The organism is Paraburkholderia lacunae (assembly GCF_003353175.1).
GTDB lineage: Bacteria > Pseudomonadota > Gammaproteobacteria > Burkholderiales > Burkholderiaceae > Paraburkholderia > Paraburkholderia lacunae.
On sequence record NZ_QHKS01000012.1, the window covers coordinates 127,654 to 152,694 of the forward strand.

Annotated in this window: 30 protein-coding genes and 2 pseudogenes; 18 read left to right on the top strand and 14 right to left on the bottom strand. The window is 59.9% G+C overall.

The window, feature by feature from the left end; all coding sequences use genetic code 11:
• Positions 1 to 61: 61 nt before the first annotated feature.
• Together DLM46_RS19675 and DLM46_RS19680 are read left to right on the top strand one after the other, a co-directional pair.
• On the top strand, positions 62 to 1,000 hold the full coding sequence (locus DLM46_RS19675; RefSeq protein ID WP_115102801.1) for a LysR family transcriptional regulator: 939 nt from the start codon (positions 62 to 64) through the stop codon (positions 998 to 1,000).
• A 167-nt stretch (positions 1,001 to 1,167) separates the two neighbouring features.
• A complete protein-coding gene (locus DLM46_RS19680) occupies positions 1,168 to 2,211 on the top strand; it encodes a Vgb family protein (RefSeq protein ID WP_115102803.1) in 1,044 nt (347 codons plus the stop codon).
• A 71-nt stretch (positions 2,212 to 2,282) separates the two neighbouring features.
• On the opposite strand, the gene DLM46_RS19685 is transcribed toward DLM46_RS19680, so the two are convergent.
• Complete coding sequence (locus tag DLM46_RS19685) at positions 2,283 to 2,702, bottom strand: DUF1810 domain-containing protein (protein WP_115102806.1); 420 nt, start codon at positions 2,700 to 2,702, stop codon at positions 2,283 to 2,285.
• A 298-nt stretch (positions 2,703 to 3,000) separates the two neighbouring features.
• Here DLM46_RS19685 and DLM46_RS19690 point away from each other — a divergent pair, with 298 nt between their 5' ends.
• The 5 genes and pseudogenes from DLM46_RS19690 to DLM46_RS19710 all read left to right on the top strand — a co-directional run.
• The gene (locus DLM46_RS19690; protein WP_115103165.1) at positions 3,001 to 3,327 is read left to right on the top strand and encodes a hypothetical protein; all 327 of its coding nucleotides are present in this window, start codon (positions 3,001 to 3,003) and stop codon (positions 3,325 to 3,327) included.
• 153 nt (positions 3,328 to 3,480) lie between these two features.
• Complete coding sequence (locus DLM46_RS19695) at positions 3,481 to 3,768, top strand: GYD domain-containing protein (RefSeq protein WP_115102808.1); 288 nt, start codon at positions 3,481 to 3,483, stop codon at positions 3,766 to 3,768.
• Between the two features lie 28 nt (positions 3,769 to 3,796).
• A complete protein-coding gene (locus DLM46_RS19700) occupies positions 3,797 to 4,594 on the top strand; it encodes an alpha/beta hydrolase (RefSeq protein WP_115102811.1) in 798 nt (265 codons plus the stop codon).
• A gap of 3 nt (positions 4,595 to 4,597) precedes the next feature.
• Positions 4,598 to 4,939, top strand: a complete 342-nt coding sequence (locus DLM46_RS19705; protein WP_115102813.1) for a hypothetical protein — start codon at positions 4,598 to 4,600, stop codon at positions 4,937 to 4,939.
• A gap of 24 nt (positions 4,940 to 4,963) precedes the next feature.
• Positions 4,964 to 5,410 (top strand): annotated as a pseudogene (locus DLM46_RS19710) (NADP-dependent oxidoreductase); the annotation flags it as partial.
• A gap of 79 nt (positions 5,411 to 5,489) precedes the next feature.
• Here DLM46_RS19710 and DLM46_RS19715 read toward each other — a convergent pair.
• Positions 5,490 to 6,176 (bottom strand): Crp/Fnr family transcriptional regulator, encoded by a 687-nt coding sequence (locus DLM46_RS19715; RefSeq protein ID WP_425274006.1) that lies wholly within the window; start codon positions 6,174 to 6,176, stop codon positions 5,490 to 5,492.
• A 517-nt stretch (positions 6,177 to 6,693) separates the two neighbouring features.
• Here DLM46_RS19715 and DLM46_RS19720 point away from each other — a divergent pair.
• From DLM46_RS19720 to DLM46_RS39500, 5 genes are all read left to right on the top strand, one after another.
• Positions 6,694 to 7,065, top strand: coding sequence for a hypothetical protein (locus DLM46_RS19720; protein WP_208866305.1), 372 nt, complete (start codon positions 6,694 to 6,696; stop codon positions 7,063 to 7,065).
• A gap of 170 nt (positions 7,066 to 7,235) precedes the next feature.
• Positions 7,236 to 7,457, top strand: a complete 222-nt coding sequence (locus tag DLM46_RS19725) for a hypothetical protein (RefSeq protein ID WP_115102818.1) — start codon at positions 7,236 to 7,238, stop codon at positions 7,455 to 7,457.
• Between the two features lie 244 nt (positions 7,458 to 7,701).
• Positions 7,702 to 8,421: a Crp/Fnr family transcriptional regulator gene (locus tag DLM46_RS19730; RefSeq protein ID WP_115102821.1), complete on the top strand. Its 720-nt coding sequence runs from the start codon at positions 7,702 to 7,704 to the stop codon at positions 8,419 to 8,421.
• Between the two features lie 299 nt (positions 8,422 to 8,720).
• Positions 8,721 to 10,394, top strand: a complete 1,674-nt coding sequence (gene pgm, locus DLM46_RS19735) for a phosphoglucomutase (alpha-D-glucose-1,6-bisphosphate-dependent) (protein WP_115102822.1) — start codon at positions 8,721 to 8,723, stop codon at positions 10,392 to 10,394.
• 268 nt (positions 10,395 to 10,662) lie between these two features.
• Positions 10,663 to 10,818 carry a hypothetical protein gene (locus tag DLM46_RS39500; RefSeq protein WP_165848018.1) on the top strand — a complete coding sequence of 52 codons (156 nt, stop codon included), beginning with the start codon at positions 10,663 to 10,665 and terminating at the stop codon, positions 10,816 to 10,818.
• Positions 10,819 to 10,826: 8 nt separating this feature from the next.
• On the opposite strand, the gene DLM46_RS19745 is transcribed toward DLM46_RS39500, so the two are convergent.
• From DLM46_RS19745 to DLM46_RS19760, 4 genes are all read right to left on the bottom strand, one after another.
• Complete coding sequence (locus DLM46_RS19745; RefSeq protein WP_115102826.1) at positions 10,827 to 11,174, bottom strand: hypothetical protein; 348 nt, start codon at positions 11,172 to 11,174, stop codon at positions 10,827 to 10,829.
• 448 nt (positions 11,175 to 11,622) lie between these two features.
• The gene (locus DLM46_RS19750) at positions 11,623 to 11,835 is read right to left on the bottom strand and encodes a hypothetical protein (RefSeq protein ID WP_115102828.1); all 213 of its coding nucleotides are present in this window, start codon (positions 11,833 to 11,835) and stop codon (positions 11,623 to 11,625) included.
• A gap of 170 nt (positions 11,836 to 12,005) precedes the next feature.
• Positions 12,006 to 12,278, bottom strand: coding sequence for a hypothetical protein (locus tag DLM46_RS19755; protein WP_115102831.1), 273 nt, complete (start codon positions 12,276 to 12,278; stop codon positions 12,006 to 12,008).
• A 266-nt stretch (positions 12,279 to 12,544) separates the two neighbouring features.
• Positions 12,545 to 13,051, bottom strand: a complete 507-nt coding sequence (locus tag DLM46_RS19760) for a phasin family protein (RefSeq protein WP_115102833.1) — start codon at positions 13,049 to 13,051, stop codon at positions 12,545 to 12,547.
• Between the two features lie 493 nt (positions 13,052 to 13,544).
• Here DLM46_RS19760 and DLM46_RS19765 point away from each other — a divergent pair, with 493 nt between their 5' ends.
• Positions 13,545 to 14,132: a BPSL1445 family SYLF domain-containing lipoprotein gene (locus tag DLM46_RS19765; RefSeq protein WP_115103166.1), complete on the top strand. Its 588-nt coding sequence runs from the start codon at positions 13,545 to 13,547 to the stop codon at positions 14,130 to 14,132.
• Between the two features lie 580 nt (positions 14,133 to 14,712).
• On the opposite strand, the gene DLM46_RS19770 is transcribed toward DLM46_RS19765, so the two are convergent.
• On the bottom strand, positions 14,713 to 15,159 hold the full coding sequence (locus DLM46_RS19770; protein ID WP_115102836.1) for a hypothetical protein: 447 nt from the start codon (positions 15,157 to 15,159) through the stop codon (positions 14,713 to 14,715).
• A 577-nt stretch (positions 15,160 to 15,736) separates the two neighbouring features.
• Here DLM46_RS19770 and DLM46_RS19775 point away from each other — a divergent pair.
• Positions 15,737 to 16,933 (top strand): DesA family fatty acid desaturase, encoded by a 1,197-nt coding sequence (locus DLM46_RS19775; protein ID WP_115103167.1) that lies wholly within the window; start codon positions 15,737 to 15,739, stop codon positions 16,931 to 16,933.
• Between the two features lie 91 nt (positions 16,934 to 17,024).
• Here the strand turns inward: DLM46_RS19775 and DLM46_RS19780 are convergent, their stop codons facing one another.
• The gene (locus DLM46_RS19780; protein WP_115102839.1) at positions 17,025 to 17,201 is read right to left on the bottom strand and encodes a CsbD family protein; all 177 of its coding nucleotides are present in this window, start codon (positions 17,199 to 17,201) and stop codon (positions 17,025 to 17,027) included.
• A gap of 269 nt (positions 17,202 to 17,470) precedes the next feature.
• Positions 17,471 to 17,686 (bottom strand): glycine zipper 2TM domain-containing protein, encoded by a 216-nt coding sequence (locus DLM46_RS19785; RefSeq protein WP_115102841.1) that lies wholly within the window; start codon positions 17,684 to 17,686, stop codon positions 17,471 to 17,473.
• Between the two features lie 312 nt (positions 17,687 to 17,998).
• On the opposite strand from DLM46_RS19785, the gene DLM46_RS19790 reads away from it, so the two are divergent.
• The 4 genes from DLM46_RS19790 to DLM46_RS19805 all read left to right on the top strand — a co-directional run bounded on the left by DLM46_RS19790 (position 17,999) and on the right by DLM46_RS19805 (position 20,816).
• Positions 17,999 to 18,481: a Spy/CpxP family protein refolding chaperone gene (locus DLM46_RS19790; RefSeq protein WP_244306301.1), complete on the top strand. Its 483-nt coding sequence runs from the start codon at positions 17,999 to 18,001 to the stop codon at positions 18,479 to 18,481.
• Positions 18,482 to 18,552: 71 nt separating this feature from the next.
• A complete protein-coding gene (locus DLM46_RS19795) occupies positions 18,553 to 18,951 on the top strand; it encodes a hypothetical protein (protein ID WP_115103168.1) in 399 nt (132 codons plus the stop codon).
• A 335-nt stretch (positions 18,952 to 19,286) separates the two neighbouring features.
• Entirely contained in the window at positions 19,287 to 19,442 is a 156-nt protein-coding gene (locus DLM46_RS19800) for a DUF3309 family protein (protein WP_115102845.1), read from the top strand.
• 135 nt (positions 19,443 to 19,577) lie between these two features.
• Positions 19,578 to 20,816 carry a DUF2252 domain-containing protein gene (locus DLM46_RS19805; RefSeq protein ID WP_115103169.1) on the top strand — a complete coding sequence of 413 codons (1,239 nt, stop codon included), beginning with the start codon at positions 19,578 to 19,580 and terminating at the stop codon, positions 20,814 to 20,816.
• 147 nt (positions 20,817 to 20,963) lie between these two features.
• Here the strand turns inward: DLM46_RS19805 and DLM46_RS19810 are convergent, their stop codons facing one another.
• From DLM46_RS19810 to DLM46_RS19830, 5 genes and pseudogenes are all read right to left on the bottom strand, one after another.
• Entirely contained in the window at positions 20,964 to 21,737 is a 774-nt protein-coding gene (locus DLM46_RS19810) for a PRC-barrel domain-containing protein (protein ID WP_115102848.1), read from the bottom strand.
• A gap of 204 nt (positions 21,738 to 21,941) precedes the next feature.
• Positions 21,942 to 22,088 (bottom strand): DUF3096 domain-containing protein, encoded by a 147-nt coding sequence (locus DLM46_RS19815; RefSeq protein ID WP_115102851.1) that lies wholly within the window; start codon positions 22,086 to 22,088, stop codon positions 21,942 to 21,944.
• Between the two features lie 61 nt (positions 22,089 to 22,149).
• Positions 22,150 to 22,398 (bottom strand): hypothetical protein, encoded by a 249-nt coding sequence (locus DLM46_RS19820; RefSeq protein ID WP_244306302.1) that lies wholly within the window; start codon positions 22,396 to 22,398, stop codon positions 22,150 to 22,152.
• A 316-nt stretch (positions 22,399 to 22,714) separates the two neighbouring features.
• Positions 22,715 to 23,110, bottom strand: coding sequence for a type II toxin-antitoxin system HicB family antitoxin (locus tag DLM46_RS19825; protein WP_115103170.1), 396 nt, complete (start codon positions 23,108 to 23,110; stop codon positions 22,715 to 22,717).
• 165 nt (positions 23,111 to 23,275) lie between these two features.
• A pseudogene (locus DLM46_RS19830) lies at positions 23,276 to 24,613 on the bottom strand (cation:proton antiporter).
• Between the last annotated feature and the right edge of the window lie 428 nt (positions 24,614 to 25,041).

Consider the following 25,041-nt stretch of genomic DNA (forward strand, 5'->3'; position numbering starts at 1 on the left):
CGTAGGCGTAGGTGTACCATGGCCTCTCGCGAGCGACTATTCATCACAATGTTGACGGGCTATGAAGCAGAACTTCACAGTCAGGCAGGGCGCGCTCGATGGCGTGGAGGCGTTCCTGAGCGTTGCCCAGCATCGCAGTTTTCGCCGGGCAGCCGCGGAGCTCGGGGTGACGCCGTCGGCCGTCAGCCAGGCGGTGCGTGTACTTGAAGAGCGCATCGGCGCAGCGCTCTTCATACGCACCACGCGTAGTGTCGGTCTGACCGAAGCCGGCGAAGGGTTTCTTTCGCGCGCAAAGCCTGCCTTCGATGAGCTTGTCGCCGCCAGTGAGGTTGCGCGCGGACTCGGCCAGCGCCCCGCCGGATTGCTGCGTCTTTCAGTGCCGCGCGCGGTGGTGCCAATCCTGTTGGAACCACTGATTGCATCCTTCTGCAGGGCTTATCCCGAGGTCGAAGTGGAGATCGCGGCAAGCGAGGCGCTGATCGATCTTGCGGCGCAAGGGTTCGACGCTGGCATCCGATTGGGCCAGTTCGTCGCCGCCGACATGGTCGCGGTGCCGTTGACGCCTCCGTTTCGTCTTATCATCGTCGGCAGCCCTGCCTATTTTGCAGACCGCAGCCGTCCGATACGCCTCGACGATCTGCGCGAACATGCATGTTTGCGATGGCGGCGATCCAACGGTGCGCTCGCGCCCTGGTCATTCAACGACGACGGCCGCCCGATCGAGATCGTCGTATCGGGCCCGCTCATCGCCCATGATTTTCCCACCATGCTGGGTGCGGCAATCGAAGTTGTAGGCCTTGCCCAGCTACCTGAACCGATGGTCGCCGAAGGGCTCAGAGCGGGAAAACTCGTGCACGTGCTGGAGCCGTTCGCGCCGGTGATACCGGGCGTGTTTCTCTACTATCCAAGCCGTCGGCAGATCATGCCGAAGTTGCGTGCGTTCATCGATCATGTGAAGAACTACCCGGCGAGCCATGACAAAGTCCCGGGTACAAGATGACTATTGGCGTGCCGGGTTGCGCAGAGGAGGGTGATGTTTTCCTTCATATGGACGTCCTTGCGGCAAAGGTCCCTCCTGTCCAGGAAAAATTTTCATGAGCTGAATCGTTTAGCGGCAACGGACCATCGCGACCAGTACGCAGCTCGGTACCACTGACGGAGGCGAACATGTCGGCGATCGCGAGGAAACGGGTTGTGGCAACGGTGAGCAAGATTCTCGAAGGACGGCTGGCACCGTGGTTTGCGTCGGCGCTGGCGAGCGCCGCGCTCACCATCTGCCCGGCGCAGGCGCAGGCGCCGTCGTTCGAGACCTTCGCCGTCCCGACCGGCAGTGCGCCGCATGACGTCGCACCGGCGCCGGACGGCGCCGTGTGGTACACCGCCCAGGCGCAGGGTGCGGTCGGCCGGCTGGACCCGCGTAGCGGCAGGATCGACAAGATTCCGCTCGGCGCCGGATCGGCGCCGCACGGCGTGATCGTGGGTCCCGATCGCGCGGCCTGGGTGACTGACGGCGGACAGAACGCGATTGTGCGCATCGATCCGAAGACGTTCGCCGTCACGCGTTTTCCGCTGCCGAAGGACCGGCCAGCTGCCAATCTGAACACCGCCGTGTTCGACAAACAAGGGCATCTGTGGTTTACCGGGCAAAGCGGCATCTATGGCGAACTGGACCCGCAGCGCGCCCGCATGCGAGTCTTCGATGCGCCGCGCGGGCCCGGGCCCTACGGCATCTGCGTGACCCCGGACGGTAGCCTGTATTTCGCGTCACTGGCGGGGAGTTATCTCGGTCGCATCGATCCCGCGAGTGGTGCGGCGCAGGTCATCGAGCCGCCAACGTCGAATCAGGGCGCGCGCCGCGTATGGTCTGATTCGAAGGGGCGCGTCTGGGTCAGCGAGTGGAACGCAGGAAAAGTCGGCGTATTCGATCCCATGACGCATCAATGGCGCGAATGGCGACTGCCTGGCGACGATCCGCACGCGTACGCGATATTTGTGGACGACCAGGATATCGTCTGGCTCAGTGAATGGAGCGCCAACGCGCTAGTGCGCTTTGACCCGCGTGCCGAGCGGTTCGAAGTGTTGTCGCTGCCGCGCCCGCACGCGAACGTACGTGAGATGATGGGCCGCCCGGGCGAAGTCTGGCTGTCCGAATCCGGCACCGATCATCTGCTGCTCTACCGGTCCCACGCAGCCGATGCGAGCAGGAATTGACGACGCACTGTGCCGACACTGGAACTCCGAGATTCGCTCCGCCACGCGCGCAGGGCCAGCGCGGAAACGGTCTAGAGCAACTGCAGAGTGCGCGGATCGGCTTCACCGCCGAAATACTTGCGCAGAGCTTCCACAAATACGTCGTTGTCGCTCGTGGCGCGCGCGAACAGGCTGATCGACGATCGAAACTTCAGGTAATCCGGATAGCCGAAAATTTCCTCTATGGAGCGCTCGTTGACGAGGTTGACCAGTCGCGTCGATTCTCGCAACCGTGGGCCGAGCAGCGGGTGGCGCAGATAGGCTTCGGCCTCGGCCAACGACGAGATCGCGAACCGCTGCGCCATTGCGCTTGCCCCGAGGCCCTGGATTTGCGGAAATACGAACCACATCCAGTGGCTTCGCTTGCGTCCAGCCCTTAATTCATCGCATACCTGTGCGTACACCGGATCTTGGGCGTCGACAAAGCGCTGAAGGTCATATAGATCGTCCATTTCGTATTCCGTTGATGCTGGCGTTGCCTTTTTAACGATAGCGCATCGGCGGCCGAAGCCACAGTCGCAGGGAACTGATCGTTGATAGCCCAACGCCCGGGCCTCGGGGACACATCGGAGAAGGCGCACGACGATGGCCTACACTAGAAAAGCGTCTTTCGCGTGCTCGGGTGCTGCTTTGACGCAATGCAACGTCGCTGGCAGCCGATTGAAGCAGGCGAATGGCCATGGCACGGGCAACACGCCGTCATCTGCTGCCCGAATTCATCTGGAACTGATGTTCAAGAAAGGGGGCATCATGTTGCAAGCCAGTGAAATCCAAAAGCGCTTTACTCATCTGCAGCAAACCGTCAGCGAGGCATCACGGACCTGCCATTCCGACGCGGCGATTCCAAAGGACTTGATGAACTGGGTGGATGAGCTCGATAAGGAATGCAAATCGGCAAAGAAGGTCATGTCGTCCAAGGATGAGGATCGAATCCGGCAGTGCGTCGATGATCTCGAACGGATCGGTGATCGTGCAGAGCGCGCTTGCCAAAAGGCCGGCGGTCTCGATGCCAGGATCATGGATGCAGTCAGTTCGATGCATTCGGAACTTTCTGACCTGAAGCGACAACTGCACTGACCTACCCGACGGCCCCGGTCCAACCCCGCCGGGGCTATTTACACTTCGGCGCCATCAAGACGCGCAGCAACGCATCTGCTCGACGCGCGGCCGTTTGCTTCCGCGTGACTGCCGTGCCCGATTGCGGAGCAATTTTTTGCACGGAGGTATGTCATGGCTACGTACGTCATCCTAAGCCGTCTCGCTCCTGACGCGTTCAAGGATCCCAAGGACCTGAAGCTACTCGCCTCCACAGTGGCCGAGAAGATCAAGGCCGAATGCCCTGCCGTCGCCTGGAAGGACAGCTATCTGACACTCGGGCGCTTCGACGTCGTGGACGTTGTTGAGTCGAACGATCTGAAACAGCTCGAGCGGGCGGCGTTGATCATCCGCGGCTACGGACACGCCGCCACCGAGACCCTGCAAGCGACGCCGTGGAACGAGTTCATCGCGGCACTATAGCGGAGATTGATGGATCGGGCTCGAGGCGATGAAATTCACCGGGTTGATGCTGCGTCTCACCGTCGCGTGTCTGACCGTGTTCGCAGGAGTCGCCATCTTGCAGGATCGTTTTATCTACTTCCCTGAGAAGGCCGCAATCGAGGACCTCGCGTCCGACGGACTTCGCGCCTGGCCGACACCTGAGGCGTTTCGGGGCCTCGTGGCCGAGCCGGCCGGAAAGGCGTACGGCACGGCCATCGTCTTTCACGGCAATGGGGGCCACGCCGGACATCGTTCGTTCTACGCCGCGGCGCTCACCCGGCTTAGGCTACGCGTGATCCTCGCCGAATATCCTGGCTACGGGCCACGCGACGGCGCACTGGGCGAAGAGAGTCTGGTGGCCGATGCCCAGCAGACCATCGCGCTTGCGCATCGCCTCTACGGCACGCCGCTGCTACTCATCGGTGAATCGCTCGGGGCCGGCGTTGTGGCCTCGGCCGGCTCGCGCGAACGCGACAAGACCGCCGGCTTGCTGCTCATCACGCCATGGGATCGGCTCGAGCACGTCGCCGCTTACCACTATCCGTGGCTCCCCGTGAAATGGCTGCTGCGCGACCGATACGACAGCGTGACACACCTGGCGTCGTTCGACCGCCCTGTTCTCGTCGTGGTTGCGGAAAGCGACAGCATCGTCCCCGCGCGCTTCGGCGAGGCGCTCTACAACGCGCTGGCCAATCCGAAACAACTGATGGTCGTGAAGGCGGCTGAACATAACGACTGGATTGGGCACGTCGACGATACCTGGTGGCAGCAGGCGATCGGCTTTCTGCTCGCGCCTTCCCATTGAAATATGAAATCCCGCTCTGTCCCGCCGAGGCGGGAACGATTCTACGTCCTCGATGAGAAGAACAGGCCTGTCGAGGTGTTCGACCGCAGCGAGTGGTCGCGCTGGATCTCTGAGAACGAGCTGATCTTCCGCCGCACGTTGCTGGAAGAATCCGGCGTGACGATCACGACCCGCTTCTGCGGTGTGTCCGAAACGAGTACCGGGGAGGCCCTGTTGTTCGTGACGCGTATCGCCGGAATGCAAGCGCGAGACAACAAGAGCTATGGAGCAGGTACACTCGATGAGGCGCTGGAGCAGCATGAGCGCATCGTACAGAAAATCCTCCGGATGCTGACCGGGCGGTGATCGCCACAGCGCGACGATTCTCCGCGACCGCACAAGGATCGCATCGGCACTTTCGCGGAATTCATTGCGGTCAAGGAAGACGGCGTGGCCCTCAAGCCCACAGCATTCACCATGGAAGAAGCGGCTTCAATCCCGCTGGTGGGATTGACCGCCTGGCAGGCGCTGATCGAAAAAGGGCAACTGAAGAAAGGGCAGAAAGTGCTCATACATGCCGGCTCGGGCGGCGTTGGTACCTTCGCCATTCAACTGGCGAAGCATGTGGGCGCGACCGTCGCGACGACAGCGAGCGCGGGGAACGCCGAATTGGTGAAGCAACTCGGTGCGGATATCGTCATCGATTACAAGAAAGACGACTTTGCGGCCATCCTGAAGGACTACGACGTGGTACTGGATACGCAGGGCGGAAATGCCCTCGAGAGGTCGCTGCGAGTGCTCAAGCCGGGTGGCAAACCCATTGGGATCGCCGGTCCGCACTGATGCGACGTCCGGCGGTGTCGACGAGGAAGCTCAGCAGCACAGCGTACAGTGACGCCTAGTCCGGCTGGATCATTCACGACTCGCCCAGGAGCCTGTCACTCTCGCGTTTGACCACCTTGTAGCACTCGCAAACCTGCACTTCCAGGGCGCGTCGGTTCAAGACCTCGATCAGCCCTCGGTTGTAACGGATGACCCCGTCATCCTGCAGTTTTCTCGCCGTCTCCGTCACGCCGGCTCTGCGCACGCCCAACATGTTCGCAATCAGTTCCTGCGTCATGTGCACATCATTCGACTCCAGGCGATCGAGGCTCAGGAGCAGCCAGCGGCAGAACTGCTGGGCTATCGAATGATGCCGGTTGCAAACGGCGGTTTGTGCCATCTGTGTAATCAGCGCTTGCGTGTATCGCAGGAAAAGGCGCTGTATGGCGCCGCCGCGAGCGAACTCATCCTTCACGATCTGGCCGCTCAGACGAAACGCCTCGCCTGCGCTCTGCACAATCGCGCGGTTCGGCATGGTCTCGCCGCCCATAAAGAGCGCGACACCCAGCAGTCCGTCTCGACCCACCACGGCAATCTCCGCGGACGCACCGTTTTCCATGACATACAGCATGGAGATGATGGCGGTGGTTGGAAGATAGACATGGCTGAGATGGTCGCCTGATTCATAAACCACCTGGCCCAGCGGCATGGTCACCAGCGACAGGTGGGGCTCGATACGGCCGCGCTCGTCGGGCGGCAATGCGGCCAGCAGACGATTCAGGTTCGCCGGGGAGCCGTTCGTTTCGCGGGCGTCCTCGCGCTCCTTTTCGAGCGCGTCATCTCGCCCGTTGACTCTCGCAATGAGGTGTTCATGAAGCCCGATCTGCTCTTCGCGATTTTTCTCGGGCAAGAGACTCAGTATCGCTGAGCGCAGCGTGTCGTGGCCCAGCGCATCCAGGATCTTGATTTTGGTCAGGGTCCCGAGGTCGCTCTTGCCGGTCCGCCACGCTGAGATTTGCGAGCGCGTGAGCCCCAAACCCTCGGCCAGTTGCGCATCGCTGCCGAACTGGCCTCGGCGTTTCAGCTCATCGAACAACTCATACCAATCGAACTGCATCGTGTGATAGCCGAAATGATGTCAAATTTATTTGACATGGATTGGCCGCCATGAAATACTCGCTGCTGGGCCAATGTGTCAAATTTGTTCGACATTTATAGCATACGCACCCTCTTGTCGTGATGCTGGGTTCACGCCTCTGGCATTCATGCCGCGCTCGTGCATTCCATGGGATAGCCGCATGAGCGATTCACCTTCGTATCTCCGTCTCCCTTCCGCGCTCTCCAACAGGCCGCTGGCCGTCATTTCCCCATCGCTCGACGACGATCAGTTTGCCGCCCATCAGGTTGAATTCATCAAGCACGTGTTCGGTTACTGTACCTACCTGCGAGAACACTCCCGCGAAACACCTATGTCCGACGCGTTTCTGTCGGTCTTCGTGAACCTCTTTGACGCGATGGACGCGAATGCGCCGGACGATGCACGCCGGTGCGCCGGACAGTTGCTGAAGATTTTCCGGGTGGTCATTCCTGAGTTCGACCTCGAGCTGCGGACGCAATTGGCACCTCATTTGCCGCGCGACATCGAAACGCAAGTGCTGGAAAAATCCTGAAAGTCAGCCTCAAGTGATTCACATGAATCGGTTCGTGCAATTGAAGCCGCTTGAGCGATCAAGCAGGACGGCCTTCGATCAAAGTGAAGTACGGTACCGGGCAGAGTGCACACCCCTTCGTCAGATAGACTTCCTGCGGTGACGTACGGGGCCGCCGAAGGGGAGATGCCATGATCTGCACGGACATTGAAGACAACTTGCGTGATCTCGAAAGGTTCATTTCGCGCGTCGTTCCGAACAAGGCGGTACCGTTGGCTCGTTGGCGCGAACGGCTGGAAGTTCTGCTGGAGCGCGACGGTCTCATCCCATTGGAGCGCCAGCAGCTGACCGTAATCATCGAGCGAATCATCGAACTCCAGCGCGAAACGGGAGCGCTGCGCTACAACGCCTGAACCGATTGCCCTATGTCACGGCCTTGCTACGTTTGGATTTCTCGCGTGAGATCGGGTCCAAATGTACCGCCATGGGTGTGCCACCTATAATTCCAATGTGGGGTGGAGCCTGCTGCGGGCCACCGCGCGTGGTGATGCAATAGGCCGTTCGGAACGGTCATACAACTGCGCCTGACACCACATCATGTTAGTCGCAATCTTACTAATACGACGCCGCTTCTTTCAGGATATCGGGGAGTGTCTCATGTCGGACACCAATCAACCTCATGACAACCACCTGCTCGCGGTCTTGCCTGAAGCAGAGTGGTCGCGCATCGGACCACATCTGGTACAGGTGGAGATGCCGCTGGGACAGGTCGTCTACGAATCGGGCGACCGCCTCGACCATGTCTATTTCCCGTCCACCGCAATCGTTTCGCTGCTGTATGTGATGGAAGACGGCGCGTCCGGCGAGATTGCGATCGTCGGCAATGAGGGAGTGATCGGCATTGCCCTCTTCATGGGTGGCGAAACCACGCCAAGCCGGGCGGTCGTTCAGAGCGCGGGGAAGGCGTACCGGCTGGAGGCCCGCATCCTGAAGGAGGAGTTCCATCGCGCCGGCCCAATGCAACGGCTGCTGTTGCGCTATACCCAGGCGCTCATCACGCAGATGGCGCAGACCGCGGTGTGCAACCGGCATCATTCGATCGATAAGCAGTTGTGCCGCTGGTTGCTGCTGAGCATCGACCGCCTGCCGTCCAACGAACTGACGATGACCCAGGAACTGATTGCCAACATGCTTGGCGTGCGCCGGCCCGGCGTCACCGAAGCGGCGATGAAGTTGCAGGATGCAGGCCTGATCCGCTACAGCTATGGTCACATCGAAGTGCTGGATCGACCGGGGCTCGAAAAGCGCGTGTGCGAATGCTACGGCGTGGTGAAGCGGGAATTCGACCGCCTGTTGCCCGACCTGAGAGCGCTATAGGTAACGCGTCATTTGCGCGGCAGCGCCGCCCAACCTCGCTCAATGATGCGGCTGTCGATGCGGACGTCAACGGCCCGCTGCACGCGACGCCCTGACGGACTGTCGATCTTCACCGCGAGAATTGGGTTGATGCCGATCGGCCGTCGTTACGCATACATTCTGCTTAACTAAAGATCTATCTTTGCCTGATACCGTACAGACACATGCCTGTCATGGGGGAGAGAGTTGACCTGAGAAATATAGACGCAGGCGAACCCGGGTGTCGCCATGATGAAGCTCGACTACCATTGGACACCGCGATGAACATCAGTCCTCTCGCTGGTAAGCCGGCACCCCATGCGATGCTGGTCAACGTCCCCCGGCTTGTCACGTCGTACTACACCGAAAGGCCGGACCCCGCGATCCCGGCGCAGCGGGTCGCGTTCGGCACCTCCGGGCATCGCGGCTCGGCGTTCGCGCGCAGCTTCAATGAGTGGCATGTGCTTGCCATCACGCAGGCGATCTGCCGTTATCGGCGGCAGCAGGGTATCGACGGCCCGCTGTTTATCGGCATCGACACGCATGCGCTGTCTGAACCGGCTTACGCGAATGCGCTCGAGGTGCTGGCCGCCAACGGCGTTGAGCTCATGATTGCGCAAAACAGCGAATACACGCCCACGCCGGCAGTGTCGCACGCCATCGTCGCGTACAACCGCGGCCGCACCGCGGGACTGGCGGACGGCATCGTGGTGACGCCGTCGCACAATCCACCGGAAAGCGGTGGTTTCAAATACAACCCGCCGAGTGGCGGCCCCGCCGACGAGGCCGTGACCGGCTGGATCGAAGCGTCAGCGAACGGATTTCTCGAAAGCAAGCTTGATGGCGTGCTGCGTATGTGTTTATCGAAGGCGCTGCGCGCCACGACGACGCACCGGCATGACTTCCTCAACGCTTACGTGGGCGATCTCGTCAGCGTCATCGATATGGATGTGGTGCGTGGCGCGCCGGTCCTCCTGGGAGTCGACCCGCTTGGTGGCGCGGGTGTGCACTACTGGGGGCCGATTGCCGAGCGCTATGGCCTGAATTTGAGCGTGGTCAACGACGACGTCGATCCAACCTTCCGCTTCATGAGCGTCGATTGGGATGGACAGATTCGTATGGATCCGTCGTCGCCGTATGCGATGCAAACGCTGATCGACCAGAAGGATCGCTTCGACGTGGCTTTTGCGTGCGACACCGATCACGATCGCCATGGCGTCGTCACCCGGCACGCCGGGCTGCTGCCGCCGAATCACTATCTCACGGTCCTTATCGACTATCTGTATTCTCATCGCCCGCGGTGGCGCGCCCATGCGGCGGTGGGCAAGACCGTTGTCAGCAGCCAGATGATCGATCGCGTGAGCGAGAAGCTCGGTCGTGCGCTTTACGAAGTGCCGGTTGGATTCAAATGGTTTGTCGACGGGTTGCTCGACGGCTCGCTTGGCTTCTGCGGGGAGGAGAGCGCGGGCGCCAGCTGTCTGCGGCTCGACGGCACGGCGTGGACAACCGACAAGGATGGCATCGTACCCGCGTTGCTGTCGGCTGAGATCACGATACGCGCCGGGCGGGACCCCGCTGAAATCTACCGGGATCTTACCCAGAGGCTGGGCGACCCGGTTGAACGTCGCGTGCAAGCTGCGGCCACGGCGCAGCAGCGTGAGCAGCTGGGGCGGCTTTCACCTGCGCAGTTTCCTCACACCGAACTGGCCGGCGAAAGGATCGAGCAGGTGCTTGACCGGGCGCCAGGCAATCACGCCGCGATTGGCGGCATCAAGGTAATCACGAAGAACGGCTGGTTCGCCGCGCGTCCGTCAGGAACCGAAGATATCTACAAGATCTACGCGGAGAGCTTCCTGGGTGAAGATCACCTGACGCGCATCGTTGACGAGGCCCAGGCGATGGTCGATGGCGTGCTTGCGGAATACGCGACAACCCATGACGGCGCTCAGCCGTGAGGGAAGACGCGCAAGAAGCTCGACCGGCGCGTCGGGCGTTGACGGATATGGCCTGGCGGATGAGGCGCGGGCGGAGAAGCGCAAACAGGATGCAACTCTGATCGATCCGGCAGCGAGCAAGTGGCGCTATCGGCCTGCCCCGCGCGCAGCGAGAACTCCGGAGTGAAGTGCTGACAAAGGGATCCTTTCCACTGGCATCACGCTGTCGCAATACGCGCTTATTCTTTGTCGCGACGGTATGAACTGGGCACCGTCTGAAGGACACGCTATGACGTACGCAATGTGGGGAATCGCAATCGGGATGGCACTGATGTTTGGCGTCTCGCTGTATCGGTATAGCCAGCCGCCCGCGCGCGAGCCGCGTGCTCGCCGGGCGGCCAGGCAGAGAGAGTGGGGCAGGTTGCGCGAGCGCTACGGTCTGTAGTCCCGGAATCAAGCGTCGGTAAATGGATTGCCCTGCCTGGCAGATAGCGTTTGCGGCTTTGTGACCAGATGGTTCGACAACCAATACGTCGCTTTGCTCAACCCAAGCGCGTGAAAGTCCTGGCCAAGTTCACAGACAAATATCCGATCGTCCGGTGCGGTTGCCTGTGAAAATGACTTCGCTAGCTGGCCGGCATCGCGGTTGGTGTTGAGAACCAGGAAGACGCCCATTCGGTGAAGATGCAAGAATTCATATTCCCCGCCGGAAACCTGCGCTGCGATGTCCTTGATTTTGGCATGCTGCTCAGTCGGTTCGCCAATGAAGATGCTGACGAGATACGTCGCTTTCTTGATCATGTGCGCACCTCATGTAGTCGTTGAAAAGGTTGAGTGTAGTGATAGGGGCGCAACGAAAGGCACGCCCTGAAGCTACGGACGCTCCGATCTGCGCTCCTTTCTCATTCCATGCGGGCATGCGCGAGGTGGCAGGGGGCACGCCAGACTTCACGACTATTTGCTATGAGGTCGGCGACGCTATGTGGCATGCCTAGTAATGGTCGTGAGCCTCGTGGTAGTCGCTGCCCCCGTGGTATTCGCCGCCGACGCCGACCGGGACGAGGATGCACGCGCTCAGACCGGCAATCAGAGACCGTATCGGACACGTTGAAACGCAAGTGTCGCGACGCGTGTAGATAGAGTGCTCGCACCCTGGATTGAAGTCGGTACGGTTCCGTACCCGGTGGTGTCCTAATGGTCTGGTGGCGTTCGCGCAGCGCTTTCGTGTACGGTGACCGGGGGGCTGGTGCTATCCGCGGCGAGTCGTCTCGCGCTCGAACTCGTTGAGCAGATTGAGTAGCCGGGTCACGCGTTTGGTTCCATCTGGAAGCAGGGCCTGCTGCGCCACCAGCGACGTGATGCGATGTCGCCAGTACGTTACTGAAAGCGAATTGCTCCGGTGAATTAACGGGAGAACGTATTCGAGGTGCGTCAGATCTTTTGCAAACTCGTGGTGCGACATTGTGTTCCCTGGAGAGGCTGGTCGATGCCTCACGCAGACTGTACGTCGACTTCGTGTCGTTGTCTGCACGTTACCGTACATGATGTGTATTGGTTTAGATGCTTGAGATCGAAGTTTGACTGGCTCCATGCTGAGCCACGGTGCAACTCTGCTCCGCTGAATGAGGATGCTCAGAGTACCGCTGCCTGAACCTTGCCATCGACGATGTCTTTACCGAACTGCATCGCGAGTTCGAGGGCATCGCCAGCGCTGGCCGGACTTGCTGCACCAAACACAGTCGAATAGAGCCGCGCATCCTTGCCGCTGGACGGAATCGTGACGATCCGCACGATCGAAGAAAAGCGTCTGGGACCCTTGGCGAAAGGGTTGCTATAAGGCGGGAATACCTGGTGGGAATACGCGCGTAGTTCGTACCCTCGGTACAAAGCGGTAGGGATAGACATGATGACGTGCTCCTGAGAGGAAGCGGACCGTCGTTGAGCGGTGCCCAGGTTCCGACGACGAGTCGGGTGGCCAGTTGCACCGGATTGCTTCACGGTGCGCTCAATACCATTGCAAAGCAGATAGATTCACAACGGCGTAGGGGAGAAAAGGCTGGCGTTTCGCCAGCCTTCCATTCAGGCGGTGAGTCCGCCAGACGACCCGCTTGTGTGGGTCGTTGTTGTTGTGCCACCCGGGATTGTGCCGCCCAGGCGGCAGTTGCGATGGGCTAGGCGATGTCAGTTACCGCGGTACGGTCGGTGCTGCCAGCGCCAGTCGTGCGCTTGACGTACTCGGGCGTTTCGTCGATTGCTTTTTCCAGCGTAGCAATGACAGATTGCATTGCGCCCACTGCGGCGTCCGCACCAAACGGCGCACCGTTGCCCATGTTCGAGCCGAACCGGGTCCACGCGTCAGCGTATTGATCGCGCAGGGCCTTACCCGCCTTTATCAGTGCGGCCTGGAACTGCGTATCGATATCCTTGACATGATGCGCGTAGGACAAGGCCCGCTCAACAAACTGCTGCTGCGACAAGGCTGCCCCCGCGACCGGGGTCAGACTGAATTGCCACGATGACACGGCACTTTTCCCTTCGTTTACGGTGGCTTTCAGCGCCGCCAGATTCAACTCAGTCAGCTTCCGCAGGCTCTCGAGTACATCGCGCTGGAAATCAAACAGTGCGGGGAACGAGTGTAGGCCGAAATCGGCGGTTTGTTCAATGGCGCGATTGTTCATAAATGCTCCTAATCGACCCGGCACATGCGTCCAAGGGATTTCGGAGGCGAGTGTCTCGCTAAAGACCTGCAGGTCTGCGCGCCCAGCGTGATTTGCTGCGACGCAACATTGATGACTGTATACCTTTCCGGTGGAATGTACAGCGATTCCGTGAAACAGATTCCTGTCGAAGTACTGATTGAAGCCGGTGCTTTGCACCAGCGACACATGCAGTATCGATCCATGATCGTATGAAAGTGCCGCCTTGTTTCTCGCCGATCGGCGGCAGGACCAAAACGATTCGTAAGATAGAGCGCAAGTCAGTCCCCCTCTGGATCATCTGCCCATCGTCAATTTGAATCGGAATCCGAATGGACTGGCGCTGTTCAGATGCCCCCGTGTCGTTTGTAGGCACAATGGGTGAGCGCCGGTCGGCAGTTTGTACGCTGACGTACTGCATTCGGATTCGACCTCGCGTAGTGTCGGGGACATTATCGAACAAACGGAGGTCAACATGCTTCGACGGTCATTTATCTTGAGTACACCCGGGTCGATTCTCGCGGTCGCGTTAGCGATGTCGGGCTGCACGATGACGGGCTCATCCGATGCCAGTAGTCAGCAGATGGACAAGCGCCACAGCATTGATGCTGGCGTGGACTCGACGTTGGGACGCCTGTACAACGCGGCTAACGGATCGCGCGAACTGGTCGGCAAGGCGCGTGGGGTGCTGGTATTCCCGTCGGTCATCGACGCAGGCTTCGGCATTGGCGGTCAGTATGGAGAGGGGGCGCTGCGTGTCGGCGGACACACGGTCGGGTACTACAGCACGGCAACGGGGTCGATCGGATGGCAAATCGGTGCGCAGTCGAGAGCGATCGTGTTCCTGTTCATGACGGATCAAGCGCTCGAAAAATTCCGCAGCAGCGAAGGCTGGTCGGCGGGCGGCGACGCGTCGGTTGCGTTGCTGAAGGTCGGCGCGAATGGCAATGTCGACACGACCACGGCAACCGGACAGGTGGATGCATTTGTGTTGACCAATTCGGGGCTGATGGCCGGGGCAACGCTCGAGGGCACGAAGGTCAGCCGGCTCAAGACGCTGTAACGCGACCCTACCTGCGTTGTCCTTCGGCAACGCGGGCGGCTGTCGCCGGCGGCTCGAAGCAGAAGGGAGTATCGAACATGTTGCGAAACTTACAGCTTTTGCAAGGGTTGCTTTCGATTGCGATATCGAGCCAAGGGCATTGGCCGCCTGCGTACTGACCGCCAAACGGTTCGCCGCGCGTGAGGAGACGCTAATGACCAGATGGATGCTGACGCTTGCGATGATATGCACATGTTGCCTCGCTTGGACGGGCCATGCCGAGCCGAACGACCGGATTAAAAAACTGCTTCAATCACAAGCCGTAAATCGTCCGCCGGCAGATGCCGCGGCGAAGAACAACAACGCTTCGAGCGACGCCAGTGCGCGTCAGGGCCGTGGGTCAGGTCGAGGAGTGTCCGAACCGGCGTCTGACAACCGTGGTGCCGCCGGCAACGTGCCAACGCGGCAGCCGTAGCTACCGGAGCGATCGAAAGCATGACCATCGCTCCGAAGCAGCAGGATGCGGCGACTGCAAGGAACGATCGGGACGGAAAAATCGGCGCTTTGACCAGAACCCGCGATTCTGAAGGCGCTTAGCGCGTCATTGTCGGTTGCAGAAGATGACCGTGAGCAGGAGCGGGATGACTTGCCGGACGACAGCGTCGCTGCCGGCCTCGCGTACGCGCGTTTCTACGTCCTCGGCGGATCCAGCTACTACCGCGCCATACGCTGAGTCCGTAATGGGCTGACCGCTTCCCTGCTTGAACATCTTGTCGCCGTGTTTGTAGCCGAGAACAGCGTAGACACGAAACCCGAAAGCCGTCAGGTTGCTACCGTGCGCCGGTCGAAATGCGTTGACCGAGTTCGCTTCGACACGCATTGGCTTCGGATCGATATATTGATCGGTCAGGAGCGGGGCGATGAACGCGTGCGCGTTCGATTTGCAGTCGAGTTGCGCATCGAGCGCGTAGGCGCAGCACGGCACTGGAGTAAGCCCCGTGCCAATTGCAGTAGCTATGGTTAGCGTGTAGAGGGCGGCCTTGGTCATGATGGTGGTGCAACAGGTTCTATGCCAACCCACCTTCTCATGTCAGACGGGGGATGTCTGTACGCTAGCGGCCCATGTCCTTGACTCGATATGCCCGGCCGCTGTGCCTGTTCGATCGGGTGTGCTGCGCTCAGACGTCGCCTCTGGGACGACAATTGTCCATCACGACAGGCAGCAGCGGCCAGCAGTTCCCGATGAAGGCACACTCGCCATTGTGTGGACGCTTTCCCCCCCGGTACGGGACCGTACCGACATTCCCCGCAGTCGCATATATCGTGTAAGCGATCGTCTGGCCTCGACTCAGTGAGGCGATTCAGACGTAGATGCGACAATCACGCCCGATTTCGCCCGGCACAATGGCTGTAATCCGTCTCGGATGGGATAAAAATATGAACCCACTAACGCTGTTTCTTTTCGTTGCGTTTGTATTCGCGTTGCTCGATTTCTGGAAGTCGGCTCGGTCTGAATCCGCTGCGCAGCGGAGCATCTGAGGGCATACGGAACCCTTGTGAGTTTACGGGTGGTTGCCACGCGTCATCCCGATGTGCTTGAGATTGCCTCTATCAAGGAGGTCCATTTGTTTACTACTTCACTTGCATTCTTCTCCCACGGCCTTCTTTCCCTGTTGTGGTGGCAGATTCTACTGGCGACACTGGTATTGACACACGTCACGATTGTCAGCGTGACGGTTTACCTCCACCGCTGCCAGGCACACCGCGCGCTTGACCTGCATCCCGTCGCCAGCCACTTTTTTCGTTTCTGGTTGTGGATGACGACGGGCATGCTGACTGGACCGTGGGCGGCGGTTCACCGTAAGCACCACGCGAAGTGCGAGACCGCTGAAGATCCACACAGCCCGCAAATACGTGGCATCTGGAAGGTGCTGCTGGGGGGCGCTGAACTTTATCGCGTCGAAGCGAAGAACGAAGAAACGCTGCGTCGGTTCGGCCACGGCACGCCGAACGACTGGATCGAACGGAATATCTATGCGAGGTACCCGAATCTGGGCGTCAGCCTGCTAGTGGTGATTGATGTTGCACTCTTCGGTGTCGTCGGTGTATCGGTCTGGGCCGTGCAGATGATGTGGATTCCGTTCTGGGCGGGCGGCGTTGTCAATGGCGTAGGACATTTTCTAGGCTATCGCAACTTCGGTTCTGCCGATGCGAGTACGAACGTTATTCCGTTGGGCATTCTTATCGGTGGGGAGGAGCTTCACAACAACCACCACGCCTATGTGACATCCGCCAGGCTGTCGAGCAGGTGGTACGAGTTCGATATCGGCTGGATGTACATTCGCATCCTCTCTGCACTGGGATTGGCGAAGGTAAGGAAAGTGGCGCCGACACCGCATCTGGTCAAAGGCAAGATGGTGCTCGACGACGAGACGGTGCAAGCCATCCTTCGCAACCGCTACGAGGTGATGGCGAACTACGCAAGAACGGCCGAACGCGCGTTCCGGCAGGAACTGGAGCGTATGGGACACATCAGCCGCCATGAAAGGTTCCTGCTTATGCGCGGTGTAAGGACGTGGTTTCGCGGCGCATACGCAGCGCAAGGCAATCGGTGGCAAAGGCAGCTGACAGAAATATACAACCGCAACCAGAAGCTGCGCACCTACGTCGAGTTGCGCGACGATCTGTCGGCAATCTGGGAACGGTCGAATAGATCGCGCGAGCAGTTGCTGTACCAGTTGCAGGAATGGTGTCGCCGTGCGGAGCATAGCGGGATCAATGCACTCGAGGAATTTTCATTGCGCCTTCGCCAGTATGCTTGACGTAAGGTGTATTAGCCCGGACAACGATCCTGACATGCGGAGCCGGATGCGCCGCTCAACAACGTACTACGCCGAGCGGTGCATCAGTGGTTTATGAGCGTTTCCTGAGACGCGCCTTGGCATCGCCATACGATGCCTGCGTCTTGCCTATGAGCTGCTCGACGCGCCCCCTCCACGTGACCGTCCGGTTTCCGATGGTCTTGCCGAGGGCTGTCCGTAGCTTGCCGGCGATTTCTCTAATCCAACCCTGTATCTGGTCCTTGTTCATCACCTGTCTCCTTCAGCGTTGCTTCGATCGGAACAGCATGACGTCGATGGGCTTGGCAGTCGGTACGGAAGCAATCCATCGCAAGTCGCTCCTGAGTGTTTTTTCTGCGGCTGAACACGGCGGTGAAGCCGTCTCACGCCGTCGGCACACACGGTTGGATCGAAAGATCTGCCTCGCGTCCATCCTCCGCGTCCTACGTGCGGTGGCATCTGGTTCAAGCATGCCTGCGTTGCCCAAAAGCGCTGTTGCATATTGGCGCGAAGGCGCATCTATTTCCCGACCTGATTCCCAACGACGCCACCGACGGCAGCTCCGCCAACCGTGCCCAAGGCACTCCCGCCGGTCAGCACAGCGCCTGCGACGCCCCCAACCCCGGCGCCGATCACGGTATCCGTGCCTCGCCGGGACATATCACCACACCCCATCATGCCAATCACGACGATCAGGATTGTCGTGTTCATCAAAAAAGCGTGCGTGGTTCTCATGTTGTTTCTCCCGTTCGCCAATGAGGCGATCTGGCGCGGCCGGCCCGATGGCAGTCAGGATGCAAAGCCTTATCGCCTGCAGCAGCCAATACGATGCTATCTGAACGGAAAGTCACAATCGGTCCGCCACCGTACACCGGATCGAATCAGGCGTAGCAGTGCAACTTTCGGAAGAACGTCTGCAGCGCGCAAGTGTCCGGCACCGGACAGACGCCGGTCGGGAGTCGGCGCACAGATGACCTGTTCGATCGAGCTCGCCCTCAATGACGGTAGTCCCCTAGTGAGTCCATCGAATTCCTTTGGAGATCGATCATGAGACTCGTTGGCCCCCCATCCCAACTGCGAACTGCACCGGCGCTCGCGATAGCGGTTTTTCTCGCAATAACGGCCTTCGCCAACCCTGCGAGCGCTGCCTCCCCCACCCAGACTCAACCACCTGCAAGCGTGATGGCCGTTGCGGCCCACGACCGGATCGATACGCGCATCAGTGGACTTCACGCCAGGCTTCAGATCACCGCGACGCAGGAAGAACTCTGGCAAAAGGTCACGCAGGTCATGCGCGACAATGCGAGCACGATGGACTCGCTCAGACAGGCGCGGACCAGTCATGCCAACAGCATGAGCGCTGTCGACGATCTCAAGTCCTATGGCCAGATCGCCGACGCCCATGCGGACGGCATCAGAAAGCTCACTCCGGCGTTTCAGGCGTTGTACGACAGCATGTCCGACGTCCAGAAGAAGAATGCCGATCTGATTTTCCAGACTGACCATCACCACTCCGCAAAGAAGGGGTGATCTTGGGACACCCGCAACGGGAAGCGGACTGGCACCGCAGTCAGGTCCCGGAACGCAGACAGGAGAACATCATGAAAACCCAAGGAGTGCGAGCCGCGTGCATGGGCTCGATGAGGACCAGAATCATGACGGCTGTGGGGCTGGCATTGGCCATCGGCGGCATGTCCATGGCGCCAGCCTTTGGCGAAGGCGACGGCAATCGCGAAGACCAACAGCAGCGCGGAGCGAATGAGGGCTATCAGCGTAACCACGGCCATCGACAGCAACATGGCATGGAAAACGGTTCCCGGCAGAACCAGGGACGTCAGTGGGATCACGGCAATCGTCAGGCTTATCAACACCCCAGCAATGACTACCGTCGCGGCGACTACTACGGCAACCAGGGCTATGTATATGCGCCACCACCTGTGGTCTACGCTCCCGAGTCGGCACCAGGCATAACTCTGTTTATACCGCTCCAGTTCCGGTAGAACGCATGACTGCCCGAAAGCGATTTTCCGGCCGACCGCCGCGCGGTCGCACTTGACTGAGCGGCACCAGTCCCCGGGGCTTCACGCAGGCACGCGGTGTTCGCGAACGCGAGGCCGTCATCAGGATATCTCGATGTACACGACCGTACCGACTGCTGGGAAAATCGAGCTCATCCTTACGCTACGGGGCAGGTCCGTCCCGAGTAGTGCGTATGCGCGCTTGCATGAAATTGAACGTTGCGGAGATATCTCGCGAAAGGCGTGAAGGTTCCGGGCACCTGGCGAGAGAGCGCCGACGGCGCTTGTCGAAACACGGAGTCGAAAGGAGAAGTTCCATGTTGGGAACAATATTGATAGTCGTGCTGGTGCTCGTGTTGCTCGGTGCGATACCGACCTGGCAGCACAGCCGTTCGTGGGGTTATATGCCCAGCGGCCTGTTAGGCGTTGTGTTGGTCGTTGTGCTTGCGTTGCTGCTTCTGGGCAGGATATAGGTGCAAAAAACCTGTCTGGATGATCCCTTCGCGGGTAGCCGTTGCCGGGCCGTCCCATCAGCGATTGCCGAACGCGACCAGGGAGTCCCTGAAGGCATTGCGTGAGTTTGCCGACGACTACGAGGCATGGGTGCCATGGCCACTCGATCTGGCGTGAAGGCCGCTTACAGACCGACGCCCGCACGCGGGCGGCCGGCAGCACTCATTGCGCTCCGGAACTTGAAGATGGCGCGGTCAGCACATGCCTATGTCCGGGGCAATACCACCAGATTTTACGAATGGCTTGACAGCCTTGAGAGTCACACGTTACCCGAAGGACCTCCGATCTGGATTTGCGGCGACTGTCACGTAGGCAATCTGGGGCCTATCGCGAGCACGCGGGGACACGTCGAGATACAGATTCGCGACCTGGACCAAACGGTTGTCGGCAACCCCGTTCATGACCTAATCCGCCTCGGATTGTCGCTGGCGACCGCAGCCCGTGGGTCCGATTTGTCGGGTGTGATTGTCGCGACCATGATGGAACAGATGATGGAAGGCTACGAGCGCGCCTTCGGCAACGCGCGTGAGGATGCCGACGGAACCATTGAAAGTCCGGAGTGTGCCCGGGTAATGATGAGACAGGCATGGAAGCGGACGTGGAAAAATCTGGCCAGGGAACGCATCGAGAACACAAAGCCAACGATTCCTTTGGGCAAGATATTCTGGCCCCTGTCCAGCGAAGAAAAACGCGCGGTCAAGCAGTTGTTTGCAGATGAGGCCGTTGCACGCCTAGCTACCTTATTGCGTTCGCGCGACGAGGGCGCGTCGGTCGAGGTGCTTGATGCCGCTTACTGGGTAAAAGGCTGCAGTTCACTGGGCCGCTTGCGCGTTGCGGTACTGCTCGACATCGGACGTGACTCTTCCAGCGGGAATGACCTCTGTCTGATGGACATCAAAGAAGCCATCCAGGCTGCCGCTCCTCGATACCCGGCGGTCAAGATGCCGCGAGACAACGGCGAACGCATCGTCGAGGGAGCGCGCCACCTGGCGCCATTCCTGGGCGAACGCATGCGCGCGTCACGCTTTCTCGACCGGTCGGTGGTCCTGCGCGAACTGCTTCCTCAAGACCTGAAAGTGGAAATCAACCAACTCACGCGTGACGAAGCAATGAAAGTCGCAAGATTCCTGGCGCTGGTCGTCGGAAGGGCCCACGCCAGGCAAATGGACGCGTCAACGTGCGCGAGTTGGCGGCTGGAACTGCAGCGCAATCGCTCAAAAACGCTCGATGCCCCGTCTTGGCTGTGGACCAGTATCGTCGAACTTGTGGGTCGGCACGAACGGGGCTATCTCGAGCACTGCCGCAGATATGCAATGGACTCCGCTACAAGATAGGGCGCACAACACACCCTACAGATAGGCATGGCTACCGACCCTCTGTGTGATGACCGCGCATGCCGCCTGACGCGATCATCGCGCCGCGATCACACTGACCCTGGCGGCTGTGTTCACGCGCGAATACGCCGTGATGTCGCACTATCCTTACCAATATCCGTCCCTGCCATGGAGATCGTGGAGTCGCTTTTCGTAATCGCGGTTGAGCGGAACGGAGTCGTCGTACTCAGGGCTGTTCTTGATCGCGTCGCGACTGAGTCTGGTAGAAACGGTCGAACCAACCCAGTCGATCAGGTCGATCCAGCGCGTTGCCACCAGCACCTCCTTGCCACCGGGCCACCAGTTCCGCGTATCGACGGTCAGATAGCGAATGGCCCAGGTAACATCGTCGAAGATGAAACCGGAGACGTGGCCTATGCTGCCGTCGGCCACCTCGATGTGATAGCCCTCTACGGCATTTGTGCTGTGCAGATGGACGTCCGCGGGCGCCTGATGTACGTTCAGGTCGGGGCACGGGAGTGCCTCCGGTGCTGGATCTGGCGAGACGTCCTGTACGTCGAATGCGGGGTAGGCGCCCATTCCCCACAGGTTTGGACCACCCCAGTACGTCGGATAGCCATAGTAAAGGAGGTACTCGGTTTCGTGCTGACGCGACACCGGCTTATGCGTATCGATGTTCGGACAGTCCAGTACCTGTTGCCGCGTAAGATGCACGTGGACGGTACCTGATTCCCGGTCCATGTGTTTGACCGAATACGGTGAGATCAGTACCTGCCGCTCACGCATCCAGTTTCCCGTGTCGACCACGAGATAGCGCACTCCCCAAGCTTCGTCATCGAAATAAACCTCGTCGACCTTTCCGATGTCGCCGTCACGTGCCGCGACGGCGCATCCATGAAGACTCTTTATGCTTCGCAACATGTTCGATACTCCTTCTCAGCCTCCGGCGGTCAATGCGCTCGCTTCCAATTTTGCGCGTGCAGGGATCTCGCCGGGTGCCAGTAATTGGTCTCTATGGCATGCGCGGGTTAGCCTGCGCGCCAGGGTGATAGATGCCTTGATGACCTGAAACCGCCGTTTAAAAAGACCGACGTTCGAAACGTGTTTTTTATGGGTGGTTTCGGGTCAGTGGAGATGTCCCCCGAACAGCCCGAGCAGCCCGATCACGATCAGGTAGATCGCAACGATGTAATTCAGCAGGCGAGGCACCACGAGAATCAGAATGCCGGCAATCAGCGAAACCAGCGGGCCCGCGTTCGTGAGAATGTGCATGCCCCCTCCGTAAGATTGAAATCGAAAAACAGACACAAACTTGCCCCGCCTGCGTCGCTCGTTACTGCGTCTTGAGCCTCGTGACCTTCGTGCCTTCGAGCGTCACGCAGGCCATCAACAGTTCACGCGAGCCGTTGGCTGTGGTGTAAAGGCGTGCAAGGGTCGAGTCGACGCCCGCATCGATGGTGTGACGCTTGTCGACCTGGTGGCCACAGGCATCGGTTGTTCCGGTCGTCATGCAGCCCGAGACCGCGAGGCCAATAGCCAGGATCGATCCCGGCGTACCCCATATGAATGTTCGTCCTTGCATGATTTTCCCCAGGTTGTTCCTGGATGTCCCTGACGCTACGCGCAGGCGGACGCGAATGCGGTACGAAACCGTACAAAACGTGCAACGGGTTTCAATTCGTGCGTCGTGACCGGGTAGACGATCGTTCCGACTGGCTTCGCGTTCTTTCACGGGAATTGTCTGAGCAATGCCCTGGCGCTGGCGGTTTTAGGTGCCGCTTCATCCGCGACGCGCGCAAGTGCGCTGTTCCACTATCGCCCGGCGCGAGCGCGGGTAGCGATGTGGCCGACCGGATTTCATCGAGCGCGATCGGGGCGCCGGAAGACGGTTGCAATCGTTATCGTTTCGCCAACTCATGTACGGCAGCCAGCGTCATAAACGCAGAGCGCGTCATATGACGATCCTTCGCCGCAGCATCGACCCGCCGCAAAAGGCTCTCCAGCAGACTGAACTGAAGGTTGACGGACTTCGAAGTCACACGCGCCAGATTGATGTCCACGAATACCCAGATTCCCTCGCCGTCGTCCATTTCAAGCGTGCGCAGTTCCGATGTATCAGCTGTGGGTGCGGGGATGACTTGCTCACTGCGGTCATACATCCGTTCTACTGCTTCCAGTGCATTGCGCTCCAGTTCTGCCAGTGATGCACCGGTCGCGTCGGCGCCAGGAAAATCCGGGAAGCTGGCGTAAAGAGTGTCATTGTGGTCGCGACGGACATACAGCGGATATTGCATGATCTGCTCCATCTGAACTGAGCACTGCGGATCTCTGTCCAATGCCTTCGCGCCGCGGTTGTTTCCTGGGCGAGTGGGCGTCAGTCCGCTGTGTTCGTATGTCTCATTAGACGCGCAATGTACGAATGCGCAACCACTTTCTCACTGTAGCGGTTAGCCACGTTGCTAGAACCGTGCGTCGATGTCTTCCTGAACGCGAGCAGTACCTCGACCATAGCGGCGCATGAGCGGCGTGGCCGAGATGCCATGCAACACCACGGATGCGGAAATTGTTGCCAGCACCCATGGAATAACGGGGGCCAGCTCCGCGCGCGGTCCGTGCTCAAGTGCAAGCATCAGGTAGTACACGGACCCGACACCGCGGATACCGAGCCAGCCGATGAGCCACCGCTGCGTGCGTGACGGAAGAACCGAGCAGCGAGATCTGGGTGGCCAGCGGTCGTATGACTATCAGCAATGTGGTGACCACAGCCGCGCTGCGCCACGTGAGCACGGCAACCCAGTACTGTGAGACGAGACAGCCAATCAGCAGCATCAAGGCAACTTCTGCGATGTGCTCCAGTTCGATGGTGAATCCCATCACCGATTCCGCAATGAACGCATGCGCCCGGTCGGGATCAGTGGCCGTCGCTTCGACGTCTTGCGTATCGACAGTCCCTACGGCCTCTTTCGACGACTTGTCGCCACTCGACTGATGTTCGACTCGCCGCATCGCGACGCCGGCCGCGAAGACGGCCAGGAAGCCGTATCCGTGCGTGATCAGTGCGACGCCGTACGACAAGGCAATCAAGCCAAGCGTGAAGAAACCCTCGAGGCCGAGCGCCTGACCATAACGGCTGCGCATGAAAGCAACGAACCGGGCTGTGGCGACGCCGAGCAGCCAGCCGCCGCCGATTCCTCCGATGACTCCCCACGCGCCGCTCCCGACGAAGGCCCATGAAATGCCCGGCGCACCGCTATGCTCTGCTGTGCCACACAGCAGAAGACCGAGCAACGCGAACGGATAGGCCGTCCCATCGTTCAGTCCACCCTCTCCGGATAGCGTAAAGCGCACAAGCTCGACATCCCCGGCATCCCGCACGCCGACGTCATGCGCCAGCACGGGATCGGTGGGCGCCATCATCGCCCCCGGAGGACTGCTGCGCCGATGCTCAGATGAAACGCCAGAACACCAAACAGGGCGAGCGATGCCACTGTGAACATCGTCGCGACGACGCCCAACCGAAGCGGCAGTGCCCACCTCGGGTCCAACGGCGGCACGCGTAGTCGCAAGCCGATTGCGAAGAGCGACACGAGGATGCCAACTTCCGCAATCATGCGCAGGTGGGTTACGTCATCCGGCAAACGCAACGACAACAGGCCGACGCCTGTCGGCCCGAGCACGAAGCCGATCCCCAGGTAGACCATGGCCGCACTGAGCGGCAGCCGCTTGAGTGTCGACCCGACGAGGCCCATGAACATCAGTAGGCTGCCCACAATGAGGCACCATATCGCGTCGACCACGGCAGATATCCCGAAGTTGTGAAGTGGCACTACACTAGCACTCGACACGCCAACCGGGCTCGACGATATCCTCGATGCTTATGAGATCTTTGCACACGCGGCGCATACGCAAGCGTTGAAGGTAATCATCGAGGTATAGCCTCGGCGGGGGTGCCCTGGAAGATAGCCGCGTCCAGGCTCACCGACGCGCAGCCTATGCGGCCTGAGATTTGCTGCTCACTGCGTTGCGGGCACGTCCTTTCAATACAGCCCGGCAGCGAGTTCCTTCAGGCGTTGAGCGCGCCCTTTCTGTTCGCTTGGATGGACGCGAATTGGCATTCGCTGCGCTCGGCATGTCAATCATCGGCTCAGACCGACCGCTTTCGACCAAAGATCCGATGAAGCCCTAGTGTTTTCTCCGCCACACGGGTCCTATTATGAATTGACCG